This window comes from Paraburkholderia sp. 32 (assembly GCF_050435345.1).
In the GTDB taxonomy this organism is placed as follows: Bacteria; Pseudomonadota; Gammaproteobacteria; order Burkholderiales; family Burkholderiaceae; genus Paraburkholderia; species Paraburkholderia tuberum.
This window is the reverse complement of record NZ_JBNDKD010000003.1, coordinates 3081506-3099813: the sequence shown is the minus strand read 5'-3', so window position 1 is coordinate 3099813 and position 18308 is coordinate 3081506. Positions and strand designations below refer to the sequence as shown.

General features: G+C 63.8%; 18 protein-coding genes. 5 read left to right on the top strand and 13 right to left on the bottom strand.

Annotation, left to right across the window (positions count from 1 at the left end; all coding sequences use genetic code 11):
- Nucleotides 1-18: 18 nt before the first annotated feature.
- From OKW26_RS37145 to OKW26_RS37110, 8 genes are all read right to left on the bottom strand, one after another.
- Nucleotides 19-1299 (bottom strand): dihydroorotase, encoded by a 1281-nt coding sequence (locus OKW26_RS37145; RefSeq protein ID WP_429356684.1) that lies wholly within the window; start codon nt 1297-1299, stop codon nt 19-21.
- A gap of 60 nt (nt 1300-1359) precedes the next feature.
- The gene (locus OKW26_RS37140; RefSeq protein WP_090803276.1) at nt 1360-2385 is read right to left on the bottom strand and encodes an aspartate carbamoyltransferase catalytic subunit; all 1026 of its coding nucleotides are present in this window, start codon (nt 2383-2385) and stop codon (nt 1360-1362) included.
- Nucleotides 2382-3788 (bottom strand): RNA-guided endonuclease IscB, encoded by a 1407-nt coding sequence (gene iscB / locus OKW26_RS37135; protein WP_187611857.1) that lies wholly within the window; start codon nt 3786-3788, stop codon nt 2382-2384. Before iscB ends, OKW26_RS37140 begins: the two co-directional genes overlap by 4 nt.
- Nucleotides 3789-4248: 460 nt before the next feature.
- Nucleotides 4249-4788 (bottom strand): bifunctional pyr operon transcriptional regulator/uracil phosphoribosyltransferase PyrR, encoded by a 540-nt coding sequence (gene pyrR, locus OKW26_RS37130; RefSeq protein WP_429356683.1) that lies wholly within the window; start codon nt 4786-4788, stop codon nt 4249-4251.
- Nucleotides 4775-5215, bottom strand: coding sequence for a Holliday junction resolvase RuvX (ruvX, locus tag OKW26_RS37125; RefSeq protein ID WP_184038467.1), 441 nt, complete (start codon nt 5213-5215; stop codon nt 4775-4777). The genes pyrR and ruvX overlap by 14 nt, the downstream gene beginning before the upstream one ends.
- A 10-nt stretch (nt 5216-5225) precedes the next feature.
- Entirely contained in the window at nt 5226-5804 is a 579-nt protein-coding gene (locus OKW26_RS37120) for a YqgE/AlgH family protein (protein WP_090803272.1), read from the bottom strand.
- Between the two features lie 308 nt (nt 5805-6112).
- Nucleotides 6113-7519, bottom strand: a complete 1407-nt coding sequence (locus tag OKW26_RS37115; protein ID WP_429356682.1) for a hypothetical protein — start codon at nt 7517-7519, stop codon at nt 6113-6115.
- Nucleotides 7520-7895: 376 nt separating this feature from the next.
- A complete protein-coding gene (locus OKW26_RS37110) occupies nt 7896-8066 on the bottom strand; it encodes a rubredoxin (protein ID WP_006047743.1) in 171 nt (56 codons plus the stop codon).
- Nucleotides 8067-8450: 384 nt separating this feature from the next.
- Between OKW26_RS37110 and OKW26_RS37105 the strand changes: the two genes are divergently transcribed.
- Nucleotides 8451-9314 (top strand): hydroxymethylpyrimidine/phosphomethylpyrimidine kinase, encoded by an 864-nt coding sequence (locus OKW26_RS37105; protein WP_429356681.1) that lies wholly within the window; start codon nt 8451-8453, stop codon nt 9312-9314.
- A gap of 287 nt (nt 9315-9601) precedes the next feature.
- On the opposite strand, the gene OKW26_RS37100 is transcribed toward OKW26_RS37105, so the two are convergent.
- The gene (locus tag OKW26_RS37100; protein WP_429356680.1) at nt 9602-9790 is read right to left on the bottom strand and encodes a hypothetical protein; all 189 of its coding nucleotides are present in this window, start codon (nt 9788-9790) and stop codon (nt 9602-9604) included.
- Nucleotides 9791-9811: 21 nt separating this feature from the next.
- Between OKW26_RS37100 and OKW26_RS37095 the strand changes: the two genes are divergently transcribed.
- Both OKW26_RS37095 and cysC read left to right on the top strand, forming a co-directional pair.
- Complete coding sequence (locus OKW26_RS37095; RefSeq protein ID WP_429356679.1) at nt 9812-10831, top strand: chondroitin 4-O-sulfotransferase; 1020 nt, start codon at nt 9812-9814, stop codon at nt 10829-10831.
- 26 nt (nt 10832-10857) lie between these two features.
- On the top strand, nt 10858-11496 hold the full coding sequence (cysC, locus tag OKW26_RS37090) for an adenylyl-sulfate kinase (RefSeq protein WP_429356678.1): 639 nt from the start codon (nt 10858-10860) through the stop codon (nt 11494-11496).
- 205 nt (nt 11497-11701) lie between these two features.
- On the opposite strand, the gene groL is transcribed toward cysC, so the two are convergent.
- The 4 genes from groL to OKW26_RS37070 all read right to left on the bottom strand — a co-directional run bounded on the left by groL (nt 11702) and on the right by OKW26_RS37070 (nt 15732).
- Entirely contained in the window at nt 11702-13342 is a 1641-nt protein-coding gene (groL, locus tag OKW26_RS37085; protein ID WP_184062186.1) for a chaperonin GroEL, read from the bottom strand.
- A gap of 53 nt (nt 13343-13395) precedes the next feature.
- Nucleotides 13396-13686: a co-chaperone GroES gene (gene groES / locus OKW26_RS37080; RefSeq protein WP_008923887.1), complete on the bottom strand. Its 291-nt coding sequence runs from the start codon at nt 13684-13686 to the stop codon at nt 13396-13398.
- A gap of 532 nt (nt 13687-14218) precedes the next feature.
- On the bottom strand, nt 14219-14929 hold the full coding sequence (locus tag OKW26_RS37075) for an FkbM family methyltransferase (RefSeq protein ID WP_260330644.1): 711 nt from the start codon (nt 14927-14929) through the stop codon (nt 14219-14221).
- 413 nt (nt 14930-15342) lie between these two features.
- Entirely contained in the window at nt 15343-15732 is a 390-nt protein-coding gene (locus tag OKW26_RS37070) for a hypothetical protein (RefSeq protein WP_187627379.1), read from the bottom strand.
- Between the two features lie 350 nt (nt 15733-16082).
- Here OKW26_RS37070 and OKW26_RS37065 point away from each other — a divergent pair, with 350 nt between their 5' ends.
- Both OKW26_RS37065 and OKW26_RS37060 read left to right on the top strand, forming a co-directional pair.
- Nucleotides 16083-16706: a hypothetical protein gene (locus OKW26_RS37065; protein WP_429356677.1), complete on the top strand. Its 624-nt coding sequence runs from the start codon at nt 16083-16085 to the stop codon at nt 16704-16706.
- An 83-nt stretch (nt 16707-16789) separates the two neighbouring features.
- Complete coding sequence (locus OKW26_RS37060) at nt 16790-18253, top strand: hypothetical protein (RefSeq protein WP_429356676.1); 1464 nt, start codon at nt 16790-16792, stop codon at nt 18251-18253.
- Nucleotides 18254-18308: the final 55 nt, after the last annotated feature.

The following is an 18308-nucleotide window of genomic DNA, read 5'->3' as shown; positions in this document are numbered from 1 at the left end:
GGACCGAAACGATACCGCTCAGCGCTGTTCGTAGGCGAGCTGACCGGACACGACGGTCGCGCGCACCTGTGCCGGCAGCTCGTAGCCGAGGAACGGCGTGTTGCGCCCCTGGCTCTTCAGCGCACGCGGCTCGACGCGCCAGTGAGCGTGACGGTCGAACACGCAGAGATCGGCCACCGCGCCGAGCGCGATGCGGCCAGCCGCTTCGAGGCCGAGCACCTGCGCCGGCGCCGCGGTGATGCGATTGAGCGCGGTCGCGAGCGGCACGCCCGCTTCGTCGGCCCACTTCACCGTCAGCGACAGGAACAATTCGAGGCCGGTTGCGCCCGGCGTCGCTTCGGCGAACGGCAGCAGCTTTTCGTCGTCGTCGACCGGCGTGTGCGCGGAGCAGATCGCATCGATCGTACCGTCGACGAGGCCCGCGCGGATCGCTTCGCGATCGCGCTGCTGGCGCAGCGGCGGATCGAGCCGGAACTGCGCGTCGAAGTAACCGATGTCGAGGTCGATCAGATGCACGTGGTTCACGGTGACGTCGCACGACACCGGCAGGCCCTCGCCCTTCGCCGCGCGCACGAGCGCCACGCCCGCCGACGACGACACATGCGACACATGCACGCGCGCGCCGGTTACGCGCACGAGTTCGAAGATCGTATGCAGCGCGATCGTTTCGGCCGCCACCGGGACACCCGACAGCCCGAGCCGCGACGCCAGCGCGCCGCTCGCGGCGACGCCGCCCTTGCCCAGATACGCATCGACGGGACGCAGCCACACGGTGAAATCATAGGTCTTCGCGTATTGCAGCGCGCGCATCAGCACCTGGGTATCGACGATCGGCGTGTCGGCCTGCGAGAAGCCGACGCAGCCCGCCTCGGTCAGCTGGACCATCTCGGTGATGGTCTGCCCTTTGAGACCGACCGTCAGCGCGCCGAGCGGATACACGTGCGCCTTGTTCTGATTGCGCGCGCGGAACTTCAGCATTTCGACGAGGCCCGGTTCGTCGAGCGTCGGATCGGTGTCCGGCGGACATACGAGGCTCGTCACGCCGCCCGCGAGCGCCGCGGCCATTTCCGAGCCTAGCGTCGCCTTGTGCTCGTAGCCCGGCTCGCGCAAACGCGCGCACAGGTCGACGAGACCCGGCGCGATCGACAGACCGCGCGCGTCGAGCGTGCGCTCCGCCTGGAAGCCGGCCGGCGCGTTGCCCAAGGCGGCGATCTTGCCCGCCTCGATAAAGATGTCCTGCTGCTGTTCGGTGCCCGCTGCCGGATCGATCAGCGTGCCGCCTTGAATATGAATCTTCATGCGCTGCCTTTGTTAAACCTGTGGTTCAGCCTATCGTTCGGCTTCCCGATCAGTCGTTGCTTAGTCGTTATTGCCCGCGACGATCCCCATCACCGCCATGCGCACCGCGATACCGAACGTGACCTGATTCAGGATCACCGATTGCGGGCCGTCCGCGACCTGCGAGTCGATCTCGACGCCGCGGTTCATCGGGCCGGGGTGCATCACGATCGCATCGGGGGCGGCGAGCGCGAGACGCTCGGGCGTGAGCCCCCAGCTCTTGAAGTACTCCTGCGACGACGGCAGCAGCGCGCCGCTCATGCGTTCATTCTGCAGGCGCAGCATGATGATCACGTCGACATCCTTGAGACCTTCGTCGAGGTTGTGGAACACGCGCACGCCCATCTGTTCGAGCCCGCCCGGCAGCAACGTGCGCGGACCGATCGCGCGCACTTCGGGCACGCCGAGCGTGGTCAGCGCATGAATGTCCGAGCGCGCGACGCGCGAATGCAGGATGTCGCCGACGATCGCCACGCGCAGCTTCGTGAAGTCCTTCTTGTAGTGGCGGATCGTGTACATGTCGAGCAGACCCTGCGTCGGGTGCGCGTGACGGCCGTCGCCGGCGTTGATCACGTGCACGTGCGGCGCGCAGTGCTGCGCGATCAGGAACGGCGCGCCGCTCGACGCATGACGCACGACGAACAGATCCGCGTGCATCGCCGACAGGTTGTTGATCGTGTCGAGCAGCGATTCGCCCTTGCTGGTCGACGACGCGTTGATGTTCAGATTCAGCACGTCGGCCGACAGCCGCGTGGCCGCGATCTCGAACGTGGTACGCGTGCGCGTCGAGTTTTCGAAGAACAGGTTGAACACCGACTTGCCGCGCAGCAGCGGCACCTTCTTCACTTCGCGATCGGTCACGCTGACGAACTGATCGGCGGTCTCGAGAATGTGATTGACGATGGCCTTCGGCAGCCCCTCGATCGACAGCAGATGTTTGAGCTCGCCGCTCTTCGTGAGCTGCGGGTTGCCCTTCAGGAAGCCGTAGCGGAAGCGCTCGGATGCGCTAGCGGAGGAATCTTGCGGAGCCGGGGTGGCGGTGTTCATCCTTCATCGCGGGAAACCTCGGCCGCCGGGCCGGGGAGGGATGGCGCGGGCCGCATAACAGCCCCTACTCCCGCTTCTCCTTTGTTAGTTGCCATCCTTGAGTAGCCATAGCCGTCTGCGCGCTGCAGCAACCGACAATAGCGGTGAGCAACGCCCTGTACGACCCGGTCGTGGGTTTGAATGTTGAAATTCCCCTTGGCGCGCACGGCTACACGCCCATGATATGTGCCTGCTTTTTTGCCTGTAGGCACGTCCGCCCGCACAACGTCTCCCGTCCCGAACCCTTGAACGCGTTTTGCCCGCATCAGATAGCCGACAGGAAAACCATACTTGTTTCGGCGCGTTCGCTGATAGCTGCCCCGACCAGTGCACTTCACCTGCAATGTCGGCTTTCGCCACCCCAACACAGTCGAAACGTCGCCCACGCACACGGCATCCAGCGCATGAGTCTTCGGGATGCCAAGTTGGCTACGGTTGTGTTTCGTTCGTCCCCCGGAAGCTGTTTCGACAGGAACACCCGTGGCGCGCAAGGCATTGACCAGCGCCCAACGGGTGGTATTGACCGCCGATGCATCCTTCAGGGGGCGCAGGGCTTGGGCAATGATGCGCGCGAGGCGCGCCTCGTCCTTTACGAAGACGTCGAGCCGCCGCGCGCCCTTGCTGACGTTGCAGGCTACACAAGCAATTGCCAAGTTGGAAACCCGTTTTGAGCCACCGCGCGCGCGCGGCACCAAGTGCTCGATATTCAGAGGCACGTTCTGAGCGTCACAGTAGCAGCACTTGTGTGTCCACTTCTGCAACAGATACTCACGCAGCTCATATCCGAAAAGAGTTCCATGCTGATACTCGATGCCGGTGACTTCTGGGTTATCGAGTGCCTGCATGTCAAAGCGTACGAGTTCAGTACTCACCGCCGCTATCGGGGCCCAACACCGAAGCCGTTCGACCCAAGCGAGCGTCGTATCCACCCGGTGTTGCAGCGATGGGGGGAGCCATCCTGCAGGCCGGGTACGGTTTAGAAATCGCGGTGCACGATAGCGCAGGGTGCTGCGCCGATGGCGCCGCATGGTGCGGCGCGCAGTAAGCGCCTCACTGATTTGCCGACCGCGGTGGATCAACTCGAACAGGTTAAGCACCACGGCACCGCGATGGATTTCTCCCGTCGAGGTGTCGACGTGTTCCGCGTCGCGCACAAGCGCCAGTCCGGTGGCCTTGCTGCCGGGGTCCAGCTTGATGCGCAGGGGTTGCAATGCACTGCTGTGAAGCTCCCGGTCGACGAGCCGAATAGCGAAGGGCATGAGGCGATGAACCCGCGCACGTCCACGCGCGAGCAACAGCCTCGCGCGCTTCTCGCTGCACGGCATCAACGGCCGCCCAACCTTGTCTAAAACGAATACCGCCAACTGTAGCTCCTGGTGCCCAACCGGAAAAACTCCGGCGCGTTGCCCTTACGGGCCTGGTGACGGGCGCCTCGCGGCGCCGCTCCCCTCGACCATGTTGTGCAGCAGGGGCGGATTACTCCTACCGGCCGCAGCCCGTTTCACACCTACCCGTGGCTTGTCTGCTGCTGCGACTTCCAGAGCGCCAGACTGAGGAAGCATCCGGCGGTGGGTCTGCAATCTTCTGCACAACGGTGCGTCTTGCGACGCATGGTCTGGTCAATCTCAGACTCGCGGACTTTTACCCCCGCAAGCCTCGGCCTATAGGCCGGGGTGATTGACGATGTACCTGCTTCAAACACGGACCTCAAGTCTATCGCTGCAGATGCACGCTGCTTGCCACGGTTCGGGGCGACTCCAGCATCTCACCAAACGCAGCGCGCTCCACGTATGTTGCGTGGCATTGCGTTGCGCAAAACTGCCTTCAATCGACGCGTGCTTCAGTGTGAAAAGAAAACCGCTGGCCGCCCGCGCCGTCGTCTTCACGGGCCAGCACGAGCGTCGCGTCGGCGGGTACGTCGACCACGCCACCGACGAAGCGCGCCGCCACCGGCAACTCGCGTCCGCCCCGATCGGCGAGCACCGCGAGTTCGACCGATGCCGGCCGGCCATAGTCATACAGCTCGTTGACCGCCGCTCGAATCGTGCGGCCGGTGTACAGCACGTCGTCGACCAGCACGATGCGGCGGCCATCGACCTCGAACGGTAGCGAGGTCGGGCTTGCTTGCGCGTGCAGCCCTTTCTTCGCGTAGTCGTCGCGATGCAGCGCGACGTTCACCACGCCGAAGCTCGGCAGTTTCAGGTCGCGGGCGAGCCGCTCGGCGAGCCACGCGCCGCCGCTATGGATACCGGCCAGTACCGCCGCGTCGGCACCGTCTTGCGTGGCGGCGAGATGGTCGCCGTACGCCGCGCGAATCTGGTCGAGCAACGCGCGATACAGCGCTTCGGCGTCAATGGAACTCATGATCGTCGGAAAGTCCGTCAAGATATTGCTGGAGGATGATGCTCGCGGCTTCGGCGTCGAGCATGTCGGCGCGGGCATTGCCGGCGCGGATTTCCGCCTCGGCCTCGACCGACGAGTAGCGCTCGTCGACCCACGTGACCGGCAGATTGAAGCGGCCGTTCAGCTGGTTGCCGAAGCGCTTCGCGAGTTGCGTGCGCTCGTGCGGTGTGCCGTCGGGGTGCATCGGCAGGCCGACCACCAGCGCATCGGGCTTCCATTCGGCGATCAGCTTGCCGAGCGCTTCGAAGCGGTACTCCCTGCTGCGGTTCTGCACGACGACGAGCGGCCGCGCGCGGCGCGTCAGCGAATTGCCGACTGCCACGCCGATGCGTTTCTCTCCGTAGTCGAACGCAAGCAGCGTCGCCTCACGTCCGGCCGGCAGATTCATGCGCGGCCCCTCATGCGTGCCCGGCCTCGCCCGACAGCATCGACAACGACACGCCGAGCAGCGCGAGCGCCGCTTCGAGACGATCTTCGGCGGGCACGTCGAAAACGATCTTCGGATCGGCCTCGACCGTGAGCCAGCCGTTCTTGGAGATTTCGTCTTCGAGCTGACCCGCGCCCCAGCCGGCGTGGCCGAGCGTCAGCAGGAAACGCTCCGGACCGTTGCCGCTCGCGACGGCCTCGAGCACGTCTTTCGACGTGGTCATTTCGAGCCCGCCCGGCACCGACATCGACGACGTGTATGCGCTGCCGCCTTTCGGATCGTGCAGCACGAAGCCGCGCTCGGTTTGCACCGGGCCGCCGAAATACACGGGGACATGGAGAAGCGGTTCGATCTCGAGCTTCAGATCGATGCGATTGAAGAGCGCCTGCAGGTCGATATCGGTCGGCCGGTTGATCACGAGGCCGAGCGCGCCGCGCTCACTGTGATCGCAAAGGTAGACCACCGTTCCTGAAAACGTCGGATCGGCCATGTTCGGCATGGCGATCAGGAACTGGTTGGTCAGATTGATGCGATCGGTACTCTTGGACATAGTTCGGATTTTAGCAAAGACGATGCGTCATGGCGGGCTGCTTTGAGCATTGCAACGCGTTGGGTCGCACGCTGCGCGACGCGCCATCGACGCCGGATCAAGTTGCACTCTATCACGCGCGCGACTTGCGCCATGCCGCGATCAGGCGCCGAAACACCGCGTAGAACGGCACGTTCGGCGCGCGTCGCGAAGTTGCGGGATTGTGACTTGTCACAATGGGTTTCAGCGGGTTCGGCGCGCGTCGGTCGAAGCGTTGCGGACGCAATTCGCGCGCCACGTCGCGCGTTTGGTTCGACCCGGCTTGCGCTTCACGCGCCGCCCTGCTCGATAGCACGCGTGAGCGCGGCGAGCGCCGCCTGCGTGAAGCTGCCGCCCGCCGGTCCAACGCCCGCGGCGACCTTGTGCAGCGACGCACGCAAGGCCTCGGCGGCCTGCTCGAGCGTGTCGGCCGGCGGCGCGCCGACGATCACGTGCGCGCGCACCGCCGGCGTCGCGACGCTCGCATGCGCACGACGCCGCCATGCGAGACCGAGCGCGTCGGCGAGCAGCGCCACGTGACCGAGACCGAGCGCGCAGGCGGCCGAGCCGAGCCGGTAGGCGGCGTCGCCCGCCTGCAGCGCTTCGCTCGGGTCGGCTTTTTCCGGCTGATCGGCCGCGCGCGCATGGGCGGCCAGCGCCTCGATGGACGCGTCGGCGGTCTGCAGGAAGTCTTCGTACGCGTTCGCGTTGACGCTCAGCACGCCGAGATCGCGCGTGTGCGGCAGCGACTGCGCCTCGAGCGCGCCCGCCTCCCACAGCGCTTCCGACGACTGCGTGCCGGCGACGTGCCAGTCGACGGTCAAGCCATAGTCGTGCAGCACCTCGACCTGGTCGGCGTCTTGCGCGGCCGCGCCGAACAGCGCGTAGTCGCGCCACAGCAGCGCGAGCGTCGCGCGCACCAGCGAACGCGGCGCGCGCTCGATGCCGCGCGCGTGATCGGCGAGCGCCAGGTTGCAGCGCGCGTAGAAGCGCCGCGCCTCGATATCGCGGATTGCGTGGCCGCGCGCGCGCAGCGCCTTCGCGCAGGCGCGCGCGAGCCGCCAGAAGTCATACGGATCGGGGCCGGCGAGTTCGGTGAACACGGCGTCGAGCTCGTCGAGCGCGGCGTTCGTGACCGCAAGCGCCACTGCGCTGCCGGTGTCGGCCTGCGAGCGCAGCACCGGCAGCAACGCGCGCTCGTAGCGCGCCCGCAGATGGGCAAGCTGATCGGCCGATTGCGCGTGCAGCGAAGCCGGCGGCACTGGCCGCGCGCACAGCGCGAGGTCTTCGAACGCAACGGCGGAGCCCGGCGTGGGTTCGATGAGTTGCGCACACAGCTCGCGGTAGTGGTTGAACAGCGTCGGCGAGCAACTGAGCTCGCGCAGATTGTGACGCTCGAGCGCCGCGCGGAAGTCGCGCAGCGCCGCGCCGAACACTGGCCGCGCGCTTTCCGCTTCGGCTGGCTCGCCGCACGCGAGCGGCGAGAGCCGCACGAGGGCATCGGTGAAACGCTGCGCGCTGAGCCAGCCCGCCGTGCGCAATGCATGCGACGCGCGCAGCAGCGCGGCACCGCTCTCGTCGCGCTGCTCGAACGCGAGCGACGCCTCGGCGAGCGCGAGTTCCGCAGGGCGGACCGCGCCGCCGCGCGGGTTCGGCAGTGCATCGATGGAAACGGGTGCTGCGGATCGAAGAGTCATGGGCAGGCGACACGAAGCTGACGGGGCCGTCGCTTCGCGCCGCATGCTGAGTGAGCGGCCACCGCGCGAACCGGCGACAGGACAATGACAGACTACCGTTGCGACACGACGCGACCGGCGATGTTCCGCGCCGGCGCGCTCAGACAGGCGCCGGGCGTGCCGGACGCATCAAGCGATTGCAGCAATTGCGCGGCGGATGACGCCGCTGACTTTTCGGGATCGAAGCTCAGGGTTCAGGTTCGGGACCGGATCTCGGGACCCGGTTTGGGGGCCGAAGCTTCCGGCGTGTGGCACGAGCCCATCAAACCGCGACGCCGGAACAAATGATCAAGCGATGCGAACGACCGGCCGGCTGACGCCGGCGGCTTGCCGCACTTCAGATCTGGACCATTTCGAAGTCTTCCTTGCGCGCTCCGCACTCCGGACACGTCCAGTTGATGGGTACGTCTTCCCAGCGCGTGCCCGGCGCAATGCCTTCGTCGGGCAAGCCGGCCTCTTCGTCGTAAATCCAGCCGCAAATCAGGCACATCCAGCTTTGATATTCCATTCTTTTGTCGCGTCGTTGAGTCCGTGGAAGCGGGAGCCATGATGGTACCGTGTTGCCGCCCCCATGCCTAGCAATCGAAAACTCGCAATCGTAGCGTGGACCGGGCTTCGGCGGTGCGCCCGCGCGCCGTGCGCACGACGCTCGCGGCGTCAGGCCGCATGGCGGTGGGGGACACCCGGCAGCGCCATAGAGGGCGCCCTCGGCAAGCTCGCGGCGCTAGCGTGGCAACCTCAACGCGATCCCCGCCGGCTGCGCGTCAGCGGGCCGCGAGCCAGCCTCTGGCGATCCCCGCCGCGCGAAAAAACGCCCTCTCCACGGTTTAGGCCGCATAATTGAGCCAATTGCGCATTGCGCGCCGAAATCCTGCTTTCCTTATCCATTTTCATGCCCAGCGACACGCCTCCGATCGTCCTCACCTTCGGTCTCTCCGACCCCACCGGCGGCTCCGGCCTGCAGGCGGACCTGTTGACACTTGCCAGCATGGGCTGCCACGGCGTTTCCGTGCTCACGGGCTATACCGTGCGCGACTCGGCGAACTGCGACGAAGTCACCGGGCTCGACCCGGACATCGTCGCGACGCAGGCGCGCATGCTGCTCGAGGACATGCCGATCGCCGCATTCAAGGTCGGCGCGTGCACGCGCGCCGAAGTGGTCAGCGCGATCGCGGAAGTTGTTGCCGACTACGACGACATCCCGCTGATCCTCGCCCCGGACTTCACGCTCGACGACGAGCACGTGCTCGCCGCCGACGAACTGCGCGAAGCGATCGCCGATCTGCTCGCGCCGCAAACCACGCTGCTAGTCGCCGACTCGGCGACGCTGCTCGCGCTCGCGCAGCCCGACGGCGACGCTGAGGCGCCGAGCCTCGACGCGGCGATCTCGCATCTGCTGTCGCAGGGCTGCGAGTACATTCTGTCGACCGAAACCGGCACGCATCGGCTCGTCAACACACTCTTCAGCGAGGACGGCCAGTTGCGTCAGGACATGTGGGACCGCGCGCCGCATCGGTTGACGGGCCTGACCGATACGCTCGGCGCGGCGATCGCCGCGCTTCTCGCCAACGGCCAGGAGCCCGCGGAAGCGGTGCGCGAAAGCCAGGAGTATCTGTATCAGGCAGTGCGCAATGCGTTCCGGCCCGGCATGGGGGCGTACATGCCCGATCGCTTCTTCTGGGCGCGCAGCAGCGATGAAGACGAAACGCCGCCCGCGCAAGGCAAGGGCACGGCGCCGGGGGAAGCGCGGCACTGACCTCGCCATTTGTCGGCATCGACTAAAAACCCGCTGTCAGCCGTTTTTTTCATTAATGCGACTTTCGCGATTGGTGCGACTTTCCATTCGATTTATCCAAATTTAACAATGTAATTAGCGCGTAGCTATCGATACTGCCGCGCCCAGTTCGTCTCGCGGGCATCCTGGTCAATTTATTTTGCATAGCCGCATGAATCTTGCTGTCGGCGATGCAGCCAGACGTTTTACCGCGTAATCAAACGTTACAACGCCGATGACATCTTTTGTCTAGACTTTACGCATTACGATCAGTCATATGTCCCCACATGTCCTTTCCCACCTTCTTCATCCATCCACCGAAATGCGGCGGTTCGACCGTTATTTCGTTTTTTGATTTGAATAAAGGTAATGACCAATTCATTAGCTTTGTCTGGGATCAGGATGGCTGGGGAAACTGTCGCGCAAAGCTGCTCGAGACGCAGGTAGGCGGCGGTCATCTACCGTATGGCATTCATCGGATGATCAAATATCCGGTCAACTACTGCACGATCCTGCGCGATCCGCTCGCGCGCCAGATCTCGCACTACTGGTATGCGGCGAACGGCAAGAACGGCCAGATCACGCGCGGCGTCAGCGTGTCGGCGACCGAGGCTCTGGCGCTGCAAGGCGTACTGTCGCTCGACGAGTGGGTCAGCGAATCGCTCGGCGGCAGGAATCTGTTCGTGCAGATGCTGAGCGGCGAGCCGGCGGTCAACGAAGCGAGCCTCGCCGTCGCGCAAATCCATTTGCGCGAACAGATCGGAACCGTCGGCGTCTGCGAGGACATGAGCGAATTCTTATTGCGGCTGTGCGGTTCGACAGGGATGAAATTACCGTTCTGCTTCGAAGCGAATCGCACCAATGGTGCGCCGAAAGGCAAGGCTCACATCAGCGAAGCAGCCAGACAAAAGTTCATCGACGACAATAGCCTCGATTACGAACTGTTCCGCGACGCGAATCGAATCGTCGAAGCCTATGCGAATGAAACGGGCAGCGTCTTTTCGAATGCGCTCGAATTGGTCCGCGTGATTCAGTCCGAAATAAATCAGCTCGAGAATCCGCACGTCTATAGCGCGACGGTTTTCGGCATCGATGGCTCATTCCTGTCGCGCGTGCATGAGGTGATCCGCCGCTTCGATCTCGCGCCGATCGACACCTATCTGGAGTTCGCGCGAAGCCGGCAGCGTCCGCCGGTCGACCTGTTCGACGGTTTTGTCGACACGGTGCGCGACGGCGTAGTGTGCGGCTGGGCCGTCAACCTGAGCGAGCCGCAGCGGCAGGTACCGCTCGAGGTGCGGGTCGGCACGCAGATCGTCGCGACCGGCTGCAGCGGCGAGCCGCGGCCCGATGTGGCGAGCGCCGGCTATCCGAGCGCATACAGCGGATTTTCGATTCCACTGCCGAACGATATTCCGGAAGGCTTTCGCGTTACCATTGCCAATTCCACCGAAAGCCTGCACAACGCCGGCACGTGGCGGCAAGGCTGGCACTGCGAATGAGCCAGAAGAGCCAAGAGAACCTATCCATGAAAGAGCCGCCCCAGTTCGTGCAACGCTTCCACGGCAAGATCGCGCTGCAGGACCGCATACGCATGTTCGATCAGATGCCCGCCACGATCTGGCTGACCGGCCTGTCCGGCGCCGGCAAATCGACGCTCGCGTTCGCGCTCGAGGAGCAGCTGATTGCGCTCGGTCACGCCTGCTATGTGCTCGACGGCGACAACATCCGCCACGGTCTGGCGAGCGACCTTGGATTCGAGCCCGACGACCGGCGCGAAAACATCCGCCGGGTCGCGCACGTCGCCCAATTGATGAATGACGCGGGTCTGATCGTGATTTCCGCGCTGATTTCGCCGCTACGCGAAGATCGGGCAATGGCGCGCGCGATCATCGGAGCCGACAAGTTCGTCGAAACCTATGTGTCCGCCTCGCTCGCCACCTGCGCGAGCCGCGATCCCAAAGGTCTTTACGCGAAAGCGAGGTCTGGCGAGATCAGCTCGTTCACCGGCGTATCAGCGCCCTATGAAGCGCCGATCGATCCCGACCTGCACGTCGACACGGGAACGCTGAGCCCCGCGCAAAGCGTCGCGCAGATCTTCCACTACCTGCGCGAAAAGTGCCTCGGAAGGTCCTCTCATCGCACGGCTCGCGCCGCGGGCGCCTGATCCGCATAAAAGGGCGTCCGGAAGCGCTCGCCAGCAAGCACATCAACGCCGGCCCCAACCGAAAAAAAACCCGCATAAGCGGGTTTTTTCGTTTGGGGAAACGCCTCGCGGCGCACTCCCCACATGGACTTCCAGCCGGGCCTCGGCCGTGATCCAGACGCGCGGCAGTTCAACCACGCGGCCGGACCACGAGGCCCGAGCGGAATTACATGTCCATGCCCATGCCGCCCATGCCGCCGGGCATGCCGCCAGGCATCGGAGCATCTTCCTTCGGCAGTTCGCAGACAGCTGCGTCGGTCGTCAGCAGCAGGCCAGCAACCGAAGCTGCGTTTTGCAGCGCCGTGCGCGTCACCTTCGTCGGGTCCACGACACCTGCGTCGACCAGGTCGACGTACTCGCCGGTCGCTGCGTTGTAGCCGTAGTTGCCCTTGCCAGCAGCAACCGCTGCCACGACGACGCTCGCTTCTTCGCCACCGTTGGCGACGATCTGGCGCAGCGGCTCTTCCATGGCGCGCAGAACGATCTTGATACCTGCGTCCTGATCGGCGTTAGCGCCCTTCAGGCCAGCGATTGCCGTACGTGCACGGATCAGCGCGACGCCGCCACCCGCCACGATGCCTTCTTCCACAGCCGCGCGCGTTGCGTGCAGTGCGTCTTCGACACGTGCCTTCTTTTCCTTCATTTCGACTTCGGTCGCAGCACCGACCTTGATCACTGCAACGCCGCCTGCCAGCTTGGCGACGCGTTCTTGCAGCTTTTCACGGTCGTAGTCCGAGGTCGCTTCTTCGATCTGCGTGCGCACTTGCTTGACGCGAGCTTCGATGTTCGCTGCTTCGCCAGCGCCGTCGATGATCGTGGTGTTTTCCTTGCCCACTTCGATGCGCTTCGCCTGGCCCAGTTCAGCCAGCGTTGCCTTCTCGAGCGTGAGGCCGGTTTCTTCAGCGATGACCTGACCGCCGGTCAGGATCGCGATGTCTTCCAGCATCGCCTTACGACGATCGCCGAAGCCCGGAGCCTTGACGGCAACGGTCTTCAGGATGCCGCGGATGTTGTTGACGACCAGCGTTGCGAGCGCTTCGCCTTCGACGTCTTCAGCGATGATCAGCAGCGGACGGCCAGCCTTCGCGACTTGCTCGAGCACCGGCAGCAGGTCACGGATGTTCGACACCTTCTTGTCGTGCAGCAGCACGAACGGGTTCTCGAGCACGGCGACTTGCTTGTCCGGGTTGTTGATGAAATACGGCGACAGGTAGCCGCGGTCGAATTGCATACCTTCGACGACGTCCAGCTCGTCTTGCAGCGACTTGCCGTCTTCGACGGTGATCACGCCTTCCTTGCCGACCTTGTCCATTGCTTCAGCGATGCGCTCACCGATCGACGAATCGCTGTTCGCCGAGATCGCGCCAACCTGGGCGATTTCCTTGTTGGTCGTGCACGGCTTGCTGATCTTGCGCAGTTCTTCGATTGCGGCTGTAACGGCCTTGTCGATACCGCGCTTCAGGTCCATCGGGTTCATGCCCGATGCGACGTACTTCATGCCTTCGCGGACGATCGATTGCGCGAGAACCGTAGCGGTCGTCGTGCCGTCGCCTGCGTTGTCGCTGGTCTTGGAAGCGACTTCCTTGACCATTTGCGCGCCCATGTTCTGGAGCTTGTCTTTCAGTTCGATCTCTTTCGCGACCGACACACCGTCCTTGGTGACCGTCGGGCCGCCGAAGCTGCGCTCGAGAACCACGTTGCGGCCCTTCGGACCCAGCGTGACCTTCACGGCGTTGGCGAGAATATTCACGCCTTCGACCATCTTGGCACGGGCGGAATCACCGAATACGACGTCTTTAGCTGCCATCTTCTAACTCCTTGAATACTTTGGATATAACCGGTGAAGTAGCGACCTTGCGCTTACTTCTGCACCACGGCCATGATGTCTTCTTCGCGCATCACGAGCAGTTCGTTGCCGTCGACCTTGACGGTCTGGCCTGCGTACTTGCCGAACAGGACGCGGTCGCCGACCTTCACGTCGAGCGCAATGGCTGCGCCCTTGTCGTCGCGCTTGCCCGGGCCGACTGCGAGGATTTCACCTTGATCCGGCTTTTCCGCTGCGGCTTCGGGGATCACGATGCCCGACGCGGTCTTGGTTTCCTGATCCAGACGTTTGACGATCACGCGATCATGCAAAGGACGAAGGTTCATACATACTCCTCTCTGATTGAGACTGAAGAACGCTGAGAAAAACCCGGCTGGCCGAGCCAACCGGAGATGTTGTTAGCACTCTCGTGCAGCGAGTGCTAATTATATGGACGGGCAGTGACAAATTCAAGAAGGGGGGAACGCGGTCGAAGTTCACTACCCTGAAACGTGATTCGCTCGGGCTTGAACCCCGCCCTGTGCGGAACGTCTGCCGTTCGGCATTTTCTCTAATAAAACAATGATTTACCGACGTGTCGCATTGAGATTCGGCCCTTCGTGAAGGAAGAGGCGAACCATGACGAGGCAGCGACTTCGGAGGGGAGAGCCCGCTCGAAACGTCAAACCCAGGGAAATCCCCCATAAGCGCGGGCCGTTACGATAGTCAGCCTTCAGGCAAGTCGAGGGGGCTCATGAATGTGCTTCACGGCTGAGGCACCAGTCGGTCCAGGTATATCTGGACCGTTGCAGCGGCCGTTGATAGTGGGATTGTGAAATTGATAGCAGCTGCAAGGACGATACGTGCAGAACCGTAACGCTATAACTGAGTGCGAAAGATTTGAGATCTTTCCACTCTGAAGATCAGCGACAAATATGTCCAACTGACCAGTCGGTAATTGCGCTCCTCCAGATAGCGAAATATGGCGGAATCTATTACTTCCCTTATCGAAGTCAGCGTAGACTCCACAATAATGATCTTTGGTTTATACCTGCTGATATCAATCGATCGCAAGACTTCGTAATCGTGACCTTCCACGTCGATGGAAAGCAGATCGATTTCCTGACCGGCGTACGGGGTGTGCTCGAGAACGTCGTTCAATGTGGTAGTTTCAACGGTCCGGACGGAGATAGGCTTCTGGACTTCGGCCGCAGCCACTATGGGATCTATGGTCGAAGTCAACCCATAATTTGAAAAATTATAGACTTCCTTGAGCTGTTTCTCGTTCGAGACGGCCGCACATACATTGACATCACCAGACCGCGCAAGAGAAAACGTTTCAATTTTCACTGGATCCATGTCTATGTTGATGCCGCGCCAACCACGCTTGTAAAGCGCATGTGTGTTCGAGAACTTGACAGGGTGGTATGCACCAACGTCGACATAAACACCCTTATTGCACCGGGGACTGATTATCTCGCGCAACACCGCGTCCTCTCCAAACTGCGAGTAGTACAAACGCGGCCCGCGTGTTATCCACGTCTTGCGGACGAGCCAAAGGAAGTGTCCGAACGTCTTCGGGTTCAACATAATCGCTCCTCACTTCGAAACGATAACGGCAAAAGGTCAAACAGCGTTTGATCTGGAAACTTGCCCAGCAGAAGGTCGGTCCGGCATTACGTTAGCTAATATTCACATAGCAGGCCTCATTACCGCCGCAAATGTGCCGCAGTACGGACAAAACGATATTCGCGAATTAGTTACATGCTCGAAAAGTCGTTGAGAGTTACATCTGCAGACTACTCGACGGTTAGCCGAACATTAATCGAAAGTCATAATAATGTGTATTTTTGGCCGAAACCGTCGAGTGATGCAAAAAGCTTCCGGTTCCAGTCGGTTCGCATGTCACGGAATACAGCCGCGCGAGATTCAGCCCGCCGAAGCCTTCTGCATGAGGCCACGATCCGCCAGTTTCGGTCGCCCGACAGCGCGCTCGTTTCACTTCACTTCTGCGCAGGCCGGTGCAACGCATTACCCGCCATCCACTTGAGCCGTTCGCAATTGACCTTGATGCGCGCCGCGAATTCCTTCGGATCTCGCTCGCGCAGTGCGTTCATCTGGCTATTGGTGATGTCGGCGCGGTGCCAGCCCGTGTCCCAGTGCTGATCGAAATCGGTCGCACCGGTCAGGACCTTTCGGAGCCGCTCCTTATAGGCGCCGATCCGCTCTGGCGACACGTCGCAAAACGCCTGCGCGAAGCTTGCGCGCTCACCCGCCGTCTCCGCGCTCATGTTGGCGTCGCTCGCGCCGCTCGCGAGCGGCGCGGCGAGCGACAGCACCGACAGACAGAACGCTGCGCAAAGCGGCCGATAGCGATACGATAGGTTTTTCATCTTCGACTCCTGACGATCCTTCGTGGTGACCAGGGATTGTCCCGATCTTCAACGCCGCCTCGCCGATTGTGTCCTGATTGCACTGCACGATGGCGTTTTCGCGCGCTATCCGATGCATCGCGTGGCCAAACCGCGGTGCTACGCTCGTTAAAGCGGCATTCGCGACGTGCCCGTTCCGGGGAGCCGTGGCGCCAAGCACCGCAACGCCACGGCCTATCGGCAAGCCGCGACAGAAGCACGAGCGCCAGGCATGAGAACGAGCTCGAACACGACGCGCAACGAGCACAGAACGAAAGCACGACACGAAATCAAACACAAAAAGGCGAGACATCGCTGCGGGAGTGACTGCGATGGCATTTAGAACATATACCGTACTGACGCTGTTGGTGACGAGCACTGCCGCGTTCGCGTGGCGGCCTGTCACCTATCCGATCCGAAGTCAGAGCCCTTACGAGCGCAGCATCGACAACGCGATGTGCTACGCCGAGGCGAACCGCGTGACCGGGGTCAACATGGCCCACGAGTCGCAGATTCCGCCGCGTCAGCCGCCCGCGGCCAAAGGTGCGTCGACCGGCGTACCGTCGAAGCCGCCGCTTCCGCCTAGTTCCTTCTCAGCCACGCCGCTGCCGTGGAGCGCGAGCGCGCCCGAAGCCGCGAGCGCGCCGTTGGCTGAGGCGCAAGCGCCTGGCGGTGCATCGTCGGCGAAACCGGTGAACGAAGCCGCGGCCGGCGCCAGCGCGCCAGGCGCGCCGGCCACCGCGGCGGCGAATGCACCGCCGAACGCATCGGCAGCGGCAACGGGCCCCAGTGCGACCGCGGCACCCGGCGCGTCGGATGGGGCGGCCGCTTCGCTGCAGGCCAACGCGGCGTCGAACGTGAAGCTGCCGCCGCTGCCCGCGCCCGAGCCGCCGATGACCCGCTATTGGGCCGCCTACGGCGCGTGCATGCAGGCGCGCGGTTACGTCGTCCAGTAGTCCGGCCGACGCCGCTTGCGGGCGTCGTTGCATTCATTCTTTTTGATGGCGCCGCCCTTCGGCGCCAGTGGAGCGACACGGCCATGCCGCGCGACACGACCTCCGACCAGCCGTTTTTCCATCACTGCGCATACTGCGGCGTGCCGCTGTCGGGCCGCTTTTCGCCGTGTCCCGCATGCCATGCGCTGCCGATCGATTCGTTCGATACGGACGACAAGCCCGGCGAGCGCTCCGCGCGATCCCGGGCGCTGAGCGCATCGCGCACGCAACTCGAACCGCTGCCAGCGGCCGCGAGCTTGCCCGCGGACCGTTCGTCGCGACGCTCCGCGCAAACGAAGATGAGCCCCTACGATCTGATCGACGAAGCGACGTTCGAGCCGGGCGGGCGTCGACGGCGGCATCCGCTCGCGCTTGCCGCAGCCGCGCTCGCGACGCTCGGCGTCGTATACGTCGCCTTCGTTCTACTCAACGACGACGATGCGAGCGTCGACACGCCGGTCACGGTCTTCGGCACGGTGCGCCCGGACAACCCTGGCCAAGCCCCTGCACAGAACGTTGCGCAGAATGCGGCGCCGTCGGTTGCCGCGGCGCCGAAGCCGGCGTCGATCGTCGCGCAACGGCCGCGTCCCGTTGTCGTCGCGCGGCAGCAACCGGCGAACGTGCACGCGGCCCTCGTCGCGCCACCGTCACCGCCCGTCGTGGCGACCGCACCGACCGTTGCGCCATCGTCACCGCCGGTCGTTGCGACCGCGCCCGCCGTAGCGCGATCGAGCCCGCCCATCGTGGCGACCGCACCGACCATCGCGCCATCGTCACCGCCGGTCGTTGCGACCGCGCCCGCCGTAGCGCGATCGAGCCCGCCCATCGTGGCGACCGCACCGACCATCGCGCCATCGTCACCGCCGGTCGTTGCGACCGCGCCTGCCGTGGCGCGATCGGCTCCACCCGTCGTGGCGACCGCGCCCGCCCCAGCGCGACCGTCAACGCCCGTCGTTGCGACCACGCCGACCGCAGCGCGACCGACACCGCCCGTTGTCACGACCGCGCGCGCCGTAGCGTCAACGAAGACATCGAGCGCGGCCATCTCCGCGCCCACGCCGCGTGGCACGGCGCTCGCGTCGACCAGCACCAACACCGACACGATGGCCGCCCCGCTCACGCAAGCCGACAAACAGCGCGCCGACGCCGAGCGCAATCTGAAAGCCGCGCACGGCTATCTGCAACGAGGCAATCTGGCGGCGACCAGAGCACGCCTCGCCGCCGTAATCACCGCGCAGCCCGACAATCGCGGCGCGCGCAGCATGCGCGCCCAGGTGAGCACGCTAGAGCAGCAACGCGACGCGTTGCTGAGCCTCGCGCGCGGCTGCAGCAACGTGGGACATTGGGAGTGCGCGTCGCACAACGCCAACGAAGCGTTGCGGATCGATTCGAGCAGCAAGGCCGCGCAACGGCTCGTCGCGCTCGCGTCGCACGAGTCGGCGTGGCAAACCATGCAACCGACGGCGGAAGAGTCGCGCGCATTGCGCGATCTGCTGCGTCACCACTAAGGATTGCGAGGTATCTCGCGGGACGGCGGCACGGGCGTGCAGTCGATCACGCCCG

Coding starts and splice junctions, on each gene's coding strand:
- groES (WP_008923887.1), bottom strand. CDS start 13,686: ATGAACCTTCGTCCTTTGCATGATCGCGTGATCGTCAAACGTCTGGAT.
- OKW26_RS37105 (WP_429356681.1), top strand. CDS start 8,451: ATGCCCAGCGACACGCCTCCGATCGTCCTCACCTTCGGTCTCTCCGAC.
- cysC (WP_429356678.1), top strand. CDS start 10,858: ATGAAAGAGCCGCCCCAGTTCGTGCAACGCTTCCACGGCAAGATCGCG.
- OKW26_RS37065 (WP_429356677.1), top strand. CDS start 16,083: ATGGCATTTAGAACATATACCGTACTGACGCTGTTGGTGACGAGCACT.
- ruvX (WP_184038467.1), bottom strand. CDS start 5,215: ATGAATCTGCCGGCCGGACGTGAGGCGACGCTGCTTGCGTTCGACTAC.
- OKW26_RS37115 (WP_429356682.1), bottom strand. CDS start 7,519: ATGACTCTTCGATCCGCAGCACCCGTTTCCATCGATGCACTGCCGAAC.
- OKW26_RS37070 (WP_187627379.1), bottom strand. CDS start 15,732: ATGAAAAACCTATCGTATCGCTATCGGCCGCTTTGCGCAGCGTTCTGT.
- pyrR (WP_429356683.1), bottom strand. CDS start 4,788: ATGAGTTCCATTGACGCCGAAGCGCTGTATCGCGCGTTGCTCGACCAG.
- groL (WP_184062186.1), bottom strand. CDS start 13,342: ATGGCAGCTAAAGACGTCGTATTCGGTGATTCCGCCCGTGCCAAGATG.
- OKW26_RS37140 (WP_090803276.1), bottom strand. CDS start 2,385: ATGAACACCGCCACCCCGGCTCCGCAAGATTCCTCCGCTAGCGCATCC.
- OKW26_RS37095 (WP_429356679.1), top strand. CDS start 9,812: ATGATCAAATATCCGGTCAACTACTGCACGATCCTGCGCGATCCGCTC.
- OKW26_RS37145 (WP_429356684.1), bottom strand. CDS start 1,299: ATGAAGATTCATATTCAAGGCGGCACGCTGATCGATCCGGCAGCGGGC.
- OKW26_RS37060 (WP_429356676.1), top strand. CDS start 16,790: ATGCCGCGCGACACGACCTCCGACCAGCCGTTTTTCCATCACTGCGCA.
- OKW26_RS37110 (WP_006047743.1), bottom strand. CDS start 8,066: ATGGAATATCAAAGCTGGATGTGCCTGATTTGCGGCTGGATTTACGAC.
- OKW26_RS37120 (WP_090803272.1), bottom strand. CDS start 5,804: ATGTCCAAGAGTACCGATCGCATCAATCTGACCAACCAGTTCCTGATC.
- OKW26_RS37100 (WP_429356680.1), bottom strand. CDS start 9,790: ATGACCGCCGCCTACCTGCGTCTCGAGCAGCTTTGCGCGACAGTTTCC.
- OKW26_RS37075 (WP_260330644.1), bottom strand. CDS start 14,929: ATGTTGAACCCGAAGACGTTCGGACACTTCCTTTGGCTCGTCCGCAAG.